Annotated in this window: 2 protein-coding genes (1 of these 2 cut by a window edge); both read left to right on the plus strand. The window is 73.3% G+C overall.

Annotated elements, in window-relative coordinates:
* On the plus strand, window positions 1-4,302 hold the 3' portion of the coding sequence (locus WH07_RS19020; protein ID WP_046501326.1) for a type I polyketide synthase. Its footprint begins 24,387 nt before the window's first position; the window shows 4,302 of its 28,689 coding nt (coding positions 24,388-28,689); its start codon lies beyond the left edge, outside the window; its stop codon occupies window positions 4,300-4,302.
* A 28-nt stretch (window positions 4,303-4,330) separates the two neighbouring features.
* The coding region (locus WH07_RS19025; protein WP_046501328.1) for a type I polyketide synthase at window positions 4,331-10,589 on the plus strand (6,259 nt) is incomplete at its 3' end.

Consider the following 10,589-nt stretch of genomic DNA (forward strand, 5'->3'; position numbering starts at 1 on the left):
TGCTCCTCGTCGCTGGTCGCGCTGCATCTCGCGGCCCAGGCCCTGCGGTCCGGCGAGTGCTCGATCGCGCTGGCCGGCGGGGTGACCGTGATGGCGACCCCGGCGGGCTTCGTCGAGTTCAGCGCGCAGGGCGCGCTCTCCGCCGACGGCCGCTGCAAGGCGTTCTCCGAAGCGGCCGACGGCACGGGATGGTCCGAGGGCGTGGGCATGCTCGTCGTCGAGCGCCTCTCCGACGCCCGTCGCAACGGCCACCGCGTACTGGCGGTCCTGCGCGGCAGCGCGATCAACCAGGACGGCGCCTCCAACGGGCTGACCGCGCCCAGCGGCCCCGCCCAGCAGCGGGTGATCCGGCAGGCCCTCGCCAACTCCGGCCTGTCGCCCGCGGATGTGGACGCGGTCGAGGCGCACGGTACGGGGACGAAGCTCGGTGACCCGATCGAGGCGCAGGCGCTGCTCGCCACCTACGGCCAGGACCGCGACCCGGAGCGCCCGGTGCTCCTCGGCTCGCTCAAGACCAACATCGGCCACACCCAGGCGGCTTCGGGTGTCGCGGGCGTGATCAAGATGGTGATGGCGATGCGGCACGGCACCCTGCCGAAGTCGCTGTACGCCGAGACCCCGACCTCCCATGTCGACTGGACGGCGGGCGCGGCCCGGCTGCTCACCGAGCCGGTCGCCTGGCCGGACTCGGGCCGCCCGCGCCGCGCCGGGGTCTCCTCGTTCGGCGCCAGCGGTACGAACGCGCATCTGATCCTGGAACAGGCACCGGACCCCGGGCCCGAGGCCCCTTCGGGCAGCCGCGAGCCGGCCACCCTGCCGATGCTGCTCTCCGGCCGGACCGAGAACGCGCTGCGCGCCCAGGCCCGCCGCCTCCTCGCCCACATCACCGAGCGCCCCGGTCTCGACCTGACCGATCTCGCCTTCTCGCTCGCCACGACCCGCTCGGTCTTCGAGCACCGGGCCGCCGTGACCGTCACCGGACGCGACGCCCTGCTCGACGGACTCGCCGCGCTGGCCGAGGGCAACACCCTCGCCCAGCTCGCCGAGCACCGGGTGGAGAAGACCGGCAGGCGCGCCGTCCTCTTCTCCGGCCAGGGCTCGCAGCGGCTCGGGATGGGCCGTGAGCTGTACGGGCGGTTCCCGGTCTTCGCCGAGGCCCTGGACTCCGTACTGGCCGTCCTGGACGGTCAGTTGGAGCGCCCGCTGCGCGAGGTGATCTGGGGCGAGGACGCCGAGGCCCTCAATGACACGGGCTTCGCTCAGCCCGCGCTCTTCGCCGTCGAGGTCGCGCTGTTCCGGCTGGTGGAGTCCTGGGGAGTGACCCCGGACTTCGTGGCCGGCCACTCGATCGGCGAGATCGCCGCCGCCCATGTGGCCGGGGTGTTCTCGCTGGCGGACGCCGGCCGGCTGGTCGCGGCCCGCGCGAGGCTGATGCGGGCGCTGCCCGCGGGCGGCGCGATGGCCGCCGTCCAGGCCACCGAGGACGAGATCGCTCCGTTCCTCACCGACCGCGCTGACCGGGTGTCGATCGCCGCGCTCAACGGCCCGACCTCGGTGGTGATCTCCGGTTACGAGGACACCGTGCTGGAGGTCGCGGCCGAACTGGAAAGGCGGGGCCGCAAGACCAGCAGGCTGCGGGTCTCGCACGCCTTCCACTCCCCGCTGATGGACCCGATGCTGGACGGCTTCCGCGCAGTCGCCGAGGGGCTCGCGTACCAGGCGCCCCGGATCCCGGTGATCTCGAATGTGAGCGGTGCTCTCGCCACCGCCGAGGAGCTGGGCACACCCGAGTACTGGGTACGGCATGTCCGCGAGGCCGTACGGTTCGCCGACGGTGTCCGGACGATGGCCGCGCGCGGGGTGACCGCCTTCCTGGAGCTGGGCCCCGACGGGGTGCTCGCCGCGCTGGCCCAGGAGTCGGCCCCGCCCGCCGCCCTGGCCGTACCGGTCCTGCGCAAGGGCAGGGACGAGGAGACCACCCTGGTCACCGCGCTGGCCCGGCTGCATGTGCACGGTGCGGGACCGCGCTGGTCCGCGTTCTTCGCGGACACCGGGGCGCGCTGGGCCGATCTGCCGACCTACGCCTTCCAGCACGGCCGGTTCTGGCCGGACACCCCGCCGGCAGCCGTGGAGGCACCGGAGACCGCCGCGACGGACAAGGCGTTCTGGGAAGCCGTGGAGCGGGAGGACTTCGCCTCGCTCGAATCCGCCCTGGACGTCGAGGGCGACGCACTGTCGAAGGTGCTTCCGGCACTGCTGGACTGGCGCCGGCAGCGCGACGACGAGTCGGTCGTGGAGGGCTGGCGGCACCGGGTCGTCTGGAAGCCGGTGGCCGGTGCCTCCCTCGCGCACCGCAAACCGCTGACGGGCACCTGGCTCGCCGTCGTCCCGGAGGAACTGGCCGAGGACGCCTGGGTGTCGGCGGCGCTCGACGCGCTGGGCACCTCGGTCGTACGGGCCCCGGTCGGTGCCCCCGACCGGGCCGCACTGGCCGACGCGCTCCGGGCCCTGGGCGACAGCGCCCGCACCGATGCCGCCCGTACCGATTTGGCTCGCACCGACGGCGCGCCCTTCGCCGGAGTCGTCTCGCTGCTCGCCCTGCGCGACTCCCCGGCGGGCGGCGTGCCCGCGGGAACGGCCCTCACCGCCGTACTGCTCCAGGCCCTGGGCGACGCCGGAATCGGCGCCCCGCTCTGGTGCCTGACCCGGGGCGCGGTCTCCACGCACCGTACGGACGAACCCCGCCACCCGCTCCAGGCCGCCGTCTGGGGTCTGGGCCGGGTCGCCGCGCTGGAGTACCCGGAGCGCTGGGGCGGGCTGATCGACCTGCCCGAGAACCTGGACGAGGGGACGGCCGCCGGGCTCACCGGTGTGCTGGCCGGGCTCGACGGGGAGGACCAGGTGGCCGTACGCGCCTCCGCTGTCCTCGCCCGGCGCCTGGTCCGGGCACCCGGCAACCGCCCGGCCCGTACCTGGGACCCGGCCGGCACCGTACTGATCACCGGCGGCACCGGAGCCCTCGGCGCCCAGGTCGCCCGCAGGCTCGCCCGCGGCGGAGTCCGGCACCTGGTGCTGCTCAGCCGCCGCGGCCCCGAGGCACCCGGCGCGGACGCGCTCCGCGCCGAGCTCGAAGGACTCGGCGCCCGGGTCACCCTCACCGCCTGCGACGCCGCCGACCGCGACCAACTTACGGCCGTACTCGCGGACATCCCCGACGAGCACCCGCTGACCGGTGTGGTGCACACGGCCGGAGTCCTCGACGACGGAGTGCTCGACCGGCTCACCCCGGAGCGGTTCGCACCGGTCTTCCGCGCCAAGGTCACCTCGGCCCTGCTGCTCGACGAGCTGACACGCGGCCTGGACCTCACGGCCTTCGTCCTCTTCTCGTCCGCCTCCTCGGCCGTGGGCAACCCCGGCCAGGCCAACTACGCGGCGGCCAACGCGGTCCTCGACGCCCTCGCCGAACGGCGGCGGGCCCTGGACCTCCCGGCCACCTCGATCGCCTGGGGAGCCTGGGGCGGCGGCGGGATGGCCGAGGGCGCGGGAGCCGACGAGGCCGCCAGGCGCGCCGGGATCGGCGCCATGGACCCCGAGCTGGCCTGCGAGGCGCTGCTGCGGCTGGTCATGGAGGCCGAACCGACCGCGGTGGTCGCCGAAGTGGCCCTGGAGCACTTCGTCGGCGCCTTCGGCGCGAACCGCCCGAGCGCCCTGCTGCGCGAGTTCCCCGGCTACCGCGACATGGCCGCCGCCCGAGCCGCGGCCCCCGCCGGCGGCACGGACGGGGGCGGCCTGCGGGACCGGCTCCTGGCCATGACCGCGAACCGGCGCCTCGAAACCGTCGTGGAACTGGTCCGTACCCGGGCCGCCCAGGTCCTGGGCTACCCCGACACGGACGCCGTCGGCGCCGAACGGTCCTTCCGGGACCTCGGAGTCGACTCGCTCGGAGCCGTGGAACTGCGCAACCAGCTCAATACGGCCACCGGACTGAGCCTGTCCGCGACGCTCGTCTTCGACCATCCCACCCCCACCGCCCTCGCCGAGCACGTCCTGCGCCGGCTCCTGCCGGACGAGGACACCGGGGACGGCACCGGGACCGATGCCGAGGAGACGGAGATCCGGGCCCTGCTCGCCTCCGTGCCCCTCGCCCGGCTCCGGGACATCGGCGTACTGGAGCCGCTGCTCCAGCTCGCAGGACGGGGCGGCACGGCCCCGGCCGAGACCGAGGAATCCGGCGAGGCCATCGACTCGATGGCCGTGGCAGACCTGGTGCGGGCCGCGCTCAACGGCCAGTCCGACCTGTAGCGCGAGTGACGGAGCGATGGAGCAGACGATGAATGCCCCCACCGAGAACGCCCCTACGGACAACTCCCGGAGCAGCAGCGTGGTGGAAGCGCTGCGCGCCGCGATGAAGGAGGCCGAGCGGCTGCGACGGCAGAACAGGATGTTCGTCGCCGCCGCCAGCGAGCCGATCGCCATCGTGGGCATGGCCTGCCGCTTCCCCGGCGATGTCGCCTCGCCCGAAGGGCTCTGGGACCTGGTCGCGTCCGGCACCGACGCCATCTCCGCGTTCCCCGCCGACCGCGGCTGGGACCTGGACGCGCTGCGCGACAGCGGCACCGACGCCCGCGACACCTCGGTCAGCCAGCAGGGCGGCTTCCTCGGCTGCGTCGCCGACTTCGACCCCGGCTTCTTCGGGATCTCGCCGCGCGAGGCGGTCACCATGGACCCCCAGCAGCGGCTGCTGCTGGAGACCGCCTGGGAGGCCATCGAACGCTCCGGGATCGACGCCACCCGCCTCCGCTCCACCAGGACCGGCGCGTTCATCGGCACCAACGGGCAGGACTACGCGTATCTCCTGGTCAGGTCGCTGGACGACGCGACCGGCGATGTCGGCACCGGGATCGCCGCCAGCGCCGCGTCGGGGCGTCTCTCGTACACGTTCGGCCTGGAGGGCCCCGCGATCACGGTCGACACGGCGTGCTCGTCCTCGCTGGTCGCCCTCCATCTCGCCGTACAGTCGTTGCGCAACGGCGAGTGCGGGCTCGCGCTCGCCGGCGGCGTCAACGTGATGTCCACCCCCGGCTCGCTGGTCGAGTTCAGCAGGCAGGGCGGGCTCGCGCGGGACGGCCGGTGCAAGGCGTTCTCCGACACGGCCGACGGCACCGGATGGTCCGAGGGCGCCGGGATCCTGATGCTGGAGCGGCTCTCCGACGCACAGCGCAACGGGCATCCCGTCCTCGCGGTGGTACGCGGCTCCGCCGTCAACCAGGACGGCGCCTCCAACGGCTTCACCGCGCCCAACGGCCCCTCGCAGCAGCGCGTCATCCGCCAGGCCCTGGCCAACGCGGGTCTCACCCCCGCCGAGGTGGACGCGGTCGAGGCGCACGGCACCGGCACCCCGCTGGGCGACCCCATCGAGGCACAGAGCCTGCTCGCCGGGTACGGCCAGGACCGCGAGCAGCCGCTGTTCCTCGGCTCGGTCAAGTCCAACATCGGGCACACCCAGGCCGCTTCGGGTGTCGCGGGCGTCATCAAGATGGTGATGGCGATGCGGCACGGAGTGCTGCCGCGCACCCTGCACGCGGAGCAGCCGTCCTCGCACGTCGACTGGTCGGCGGGCAAGGTCGAGCTGCTTACCGAGGCCCGTGCCTGGCCGGCGGTCGGCCGGCCGCGCCGTACGGGCGTGTCCTCGTTCGGGGTCAGCGGCACCAACGCGCATGTGATCATCGAGCAGGCTCCGGAGGCCCCTGCCCCGGAGGTGACCGCCACCACTCCGGCGCGGGCGCTGCCCTGGGTGATCTCGGGCCGGACTCCGGAGGCGCTGCGCGAGCAGGCGGCCCGTCTGCTCGACCGGCTGGAGCGCGAACCCGGACTGCGCCCCGCCGATGTGGCGCTCTCCCTGGCCACCACCAGAGCGAGCCTGGAACACCGGCTCGCCGTGATCGCGGACGAGGACGGTGCCGCCGGGCGGGCCGCTCTGGCGGCCTGGACCGAGCACGGCACGGCACCTGGCACCGTCGAGGGCACGGTCGTGGGACGTGCTCCCCGCGCGGTGCTGTTCTCGGGTCAGGGCTCGCAGCGGCTGGGCATGGGCCGTGAGCTGTACGGGCGGTTCCCGGTGTTCGCCGAGGCCTTCGATTCCGTACTGGCCCTGCTGGACGGGGAGTTGGGCTGCTCGCTGCGGGAGGTCGTCTGGGGTGAGGACGCGGACCGGCTGAACGGGACGGGCTTCACTCAGCCGGCGCTCTTCGCTGTGGAGGTGGCGCTGTTCCGGCTGGTGGAGTCCTGGGGTGTGACCCCGGACTTCGTGGCCGGTCATTCGATCGGTGAGATCGCGGCGGCTCATGTGGCGGGTGTGTTCTCGCTGGAGGACGCCTGCCGTCTGGTGGCGGCGCGCGCCTCGCTGATGCAGGCGCTGCCGGCCGGCGGCGCGATGATCGCCGTACGGGCGACCGAGGACGAGATCCGGCCGCTGCTGTCCGAGCGGGTGTCGATCGCCGCGGTCAACGGACCGTCGTCGGTGGTGATTTCGGGAGCCGAGGACGCGGCGCTGGAGGTGGCGGCCGAACTGGAGGCACTGGGCCGCAAGACGAGCCGTCTGCGGGTCTCGCACGCTTTCCACTCGCCGCTGATGGATCCGATGCTGGGCGGTTTCCGGGCGGTGGCGGAAGGACTGTCCTACGCCGAGCCGTCGATTCCGGTGATCTCGAATGTGAGCGGTGCTCTCGCCGCCGTCGATGAGCTGTGCTCTCCCGAGTACTGGGTGCGGCATGTCCGCGAGGCGGTGCGGTTCGCGGACGGTGTGCGGGTGCTGGGGGAGCGGGGCGTACGGACGTTCCTGGAGCTGGGCCCCGACGGCGTGCTGTCGGCACTGGCTCAGGAGTCGGTGCCGGACGGCTCGGTGACCGTACCGCTGCTCCGGAAGGACCGTCCGGAGGAGGTCTCGGCCGTCACCGCGCTGGCCCAACTCCATGTGCGCGGTACGGCTGTCGAGTGGCCGGCCTTCTTCGAGGGCACCGGCGCCCGGCCCGTGGACCTTCCCACGTACGCCTTCCAGCACGAGCGGTTCTGGCCCAGGTCCACCCACCGGCCCGCGGACGCCGCCGGACTCGGCCTCACCTCCGCGAACCACCCGCTGCTCGGCGCCGCCATGTCGGTCGCGGGCTCCGACGAACTGCTGCTGACCGGCACACTGTCGCTGGCCACCCACCCCTGGCTGGCCGGGCATGTCGTGGGCGGCATGGTGTTCTTCCCCGGCACCGGATTCCTCGAACTCGCGATCCGCGCCGCCGACCAGGCCGGCTGCGACCGCGTCGACGATCTGATGCTGGCAGCCCCGCTCATCCTGCCCCGCACCGGCGCGGTCCAGGTACAGATCGCCGTCGGTAGCGCGGACGACGACGGCCGCCGTGAGCTGCGCTTCTACTCCCGTGCCGGCGACGCGCCCGACGACGAGTGGACCCTGCACGCCTCGGGCCGCATCGGCCGCGGCGAGCGCGTACTCGGCTTCGACACCACCGTATGGCCGCCCAAGGGCGCGACTGTCGTCGATATCGAGGGGCTCTACGACCGGTACGCGGGCAACGGCCTCGAATACGGGCCCGCCTTCCGCGGGCTCCGGGCCGTCTGGCGCCGTGGCGAGGAGATCTTCGCCGAGGTCGCGCTGGACCGCGAGGTCGAGGACGCCGACGCGTACGGGGTGCACCCGGCGCTCTTTGACTCCGTGCTGCACAGCACGGTCTTCGCCAGCGCGGACGGCGACGACAGAAGCCTGCTGCCCTTCGCCTGGAACGGTGTCTCCCTGCATGCCTCGGGTGCTTCGACCCTGCGGGTACGCGTCACCAGCGAGGGCCGGGACGCGGTACGGATCGCCGCCGTCGACATCCAGGGCGAGCCGGTCATCTCGGTGGAGTCGCTGGCCCTCAGGGCCGCCGCTCCGCCGTCCCCGGTCGACACCCGCCGCGAGGCGGTGAACTCGCTGTTCCGGGTCGACTGGGTCCCGGCGGCCTCCGAGAGCGCGGTCGCGGACAGCGAGTGGGCGGTGCTCGGCACCGATGAACTGGGCCTGACCGGCGCGCTTGCCTCGGTCGGCGCCGCCCGGCTGCACGCCCCGGCGCGAACCCTCGCCGACCTCCTGGAACGCACCGGTCCGTCCGCCCCCGACGGCGAGGGCGTGCCGGAATCCGTGCTCGTACCGCTCAAGGGCGACCCCTCGTGCAACGCCGAGTCCGCCCATGAACTCGCCCGGTACGTACTGGAGTTGATCCAGGAGTGGCTCGCCGAGGAGCGGTTCGCCGGCTCCCGGCTGGTCTTTGTCACCCGGGGCGCGGTCGAGGACAGTGCCCACGGTGTCACCGATACGGCCGCCGCCTCGGTGTGGGGTCTGGTGCGCTCGGCGCAGGCGGAGAACCCCGGCCGGTTCCTGCTGGTGGACCTTGACGCGGACGATTCGGCGGACCGTGCCGCCGCCCTGGCGCACCTGCCCGGCCTTGCCGCCTCCGACGAGCCGCAGGCCGTGGTGCGCTCGGGCGCCCTGCGCGTCGGCAGGCTCGCGCGCCTCGATTCCGGTACGGGCCTGATGCCGCCGGCCGGAGTGCCCTGGCGGCTCGGCAGCCGGGCCAAGGGCAGTCTGGACGGCCTGGCTCTGGAGCCCTTCCCCGAGGTGCTGGAGCCGCTCACCGGCCGCGAGGTACGGATCGAGGTCCGTGCGGCCGGAGTGAACTTCCGCGATGTCCTCAACGCCCTGGGCATGTACCCCGGCGACGCCGGGCTGTTCGGCTCCGAGGCGGCGGGCGTGGTGGTCGAGACGGGGCCCGAGGCGTCCCTGCTCCGTGTCGGCGACCGGGTCACCGGCATGCTCTTCGGCGGCTTCGGCACCCATGTGGTCGGCGACGAGCGCCGCTTGATCGCCGTGCCGGAGGAGTGGTCGTGGGAGACGGCGGCCTCGATGCCGCTGGTGTTCCTGACGGCCTATCACGCCCTCATCGAACTGGCCGGGTTGAAGCAGGGCGAAAAGGTCCTGATCCATGCCGGTGCGGGCGGTGTGGGTATGGCCGCCATCCAGATCGCGCGTCATCTGGGCGCCGAGGTGTTCGCGACGGCGAGCGAGGGCAAGTGGGACGTCCTGCGCGGGCTGGGCGTGGCGGACGACCACATCGCGTCGTCCCGTACCACCGACTTCGAAGCGGCCTTCTCCGCCGTCACCGACGGGGTCGACGTCGTTCTGAACTCGCTGGCCGGTGAGTTCGTGGACGCGTCGCTGCGGTTGCTGGGTCCCGGCGGCCGGTTCCTGGAGATGGGCAAGACCGACATCCGCGAGGCGGCCGATCTGCCCGAAGGGGTGAACTACCGCTCGTTCGACCTCGGTTGGGTGGATCCGGTCGGCATCCAGCGGATGCTCCAGGCTCTGATGGGTCTGTTCGGTCGGGGTGTGCTGGAGCCGCTTCCGGTGCGGTCGTGGGATGTGCGGAGGGCGCGGGACGCGTTCCGTTTCATGAGTATGGCCAGGCATGTGGGCAAGATCGTGCTGACCATGCCGCGGGTGTGGGATCCGGAGGGTACGGTCCTGATCACCGGCGGCACGGGCGGTCTGGGAGGTCTGCTGGCCCGCCACCTGGTCCAGGAGCGGGGCGTACGGCGCCTGCTGCTGACCAGCCGTCGTGGCCCGGCCGCCGAGGGCGCTGGGCAACTCGCCGCCGAACTACGGGAGTCGGGCGCCGACGTCACCATCGCCGCCTGCGACGCGGCCGACCGGGGAGCACTGGCCGGACTGCTCGCGTCGATCCCCGCCGACCACCCCCTGACCGCCGTGGTGCATACGGCCGGCGTCCTCGACGACGGTGTGATCGGCTCGTTGACCCCCGAGCGCCTCGCCTCCGTACTCCGTCCCAAGGTCGACGCAGCATGGCACCTTCATGAACTGACGCAGGATCTCGATCTGGCCGCCTTCGTGGTCTACTCGTCGACCGCCGGAGTCATGGGCAGCCCCGGACAGGCCAACTATGCCGGCGGCAACACCTTCCTCGACGCCCTGGCCGCCCACCGCCGCGCCCTCGGACTGCCCGGTCTCTCGCTGGCCTGGGGCGCCTGGGAACAGGGCGCGGGCATGACCAGCACCCTGGAGGACCACGATGTGCGCCGGGTCAGCGGCTCCGGCATGCCGCTGCTCTCCGTCGAGCAGGGCCTCGCCCTCTTCGACACCGCCACCCTGAGCGACGAGGCGCTGGTGGTTCCGCTCGGAATCGGCAGCGGCTCCATCCCCGCGTCGGCCGGGGTCCCGGCCCTGCTCAGGGGTCTCGTACGGACCGGCCGCCGCGCCGCGAAGAGCGGCGCCACGAGCGTGTCCCGGGCGGGGCTCGTCGAACGGCTGGCCGCACTGCGCGAGACCGAGCGCCCCCGGCTCCTCACCGAACTCGTCCGTACCGAGGCCGCCGTGGTCCTCGCGCACTCCTCGCCCGAGGCCATCGCCGTGGAGCGGGAGTTCCGGCAGCTCGGCTTCGACTCGCTGACGGCCGTCGAACTGCGCAACCGGCTCTCGTCGGCCACCGGTCTGACCCTGCCCGCCACCCTGATCTTCGACTACCCCACCC

Origin of the sequence: Streptomyces odonnellii, assembly GCF_000981895.1 — a bacterium.
GTDB lineage: Bacteria > Actinomycetota > Actinomycetes > Streptomycetales > Streptomycetaceae > Streptomyces > Streptomyces odonnellii.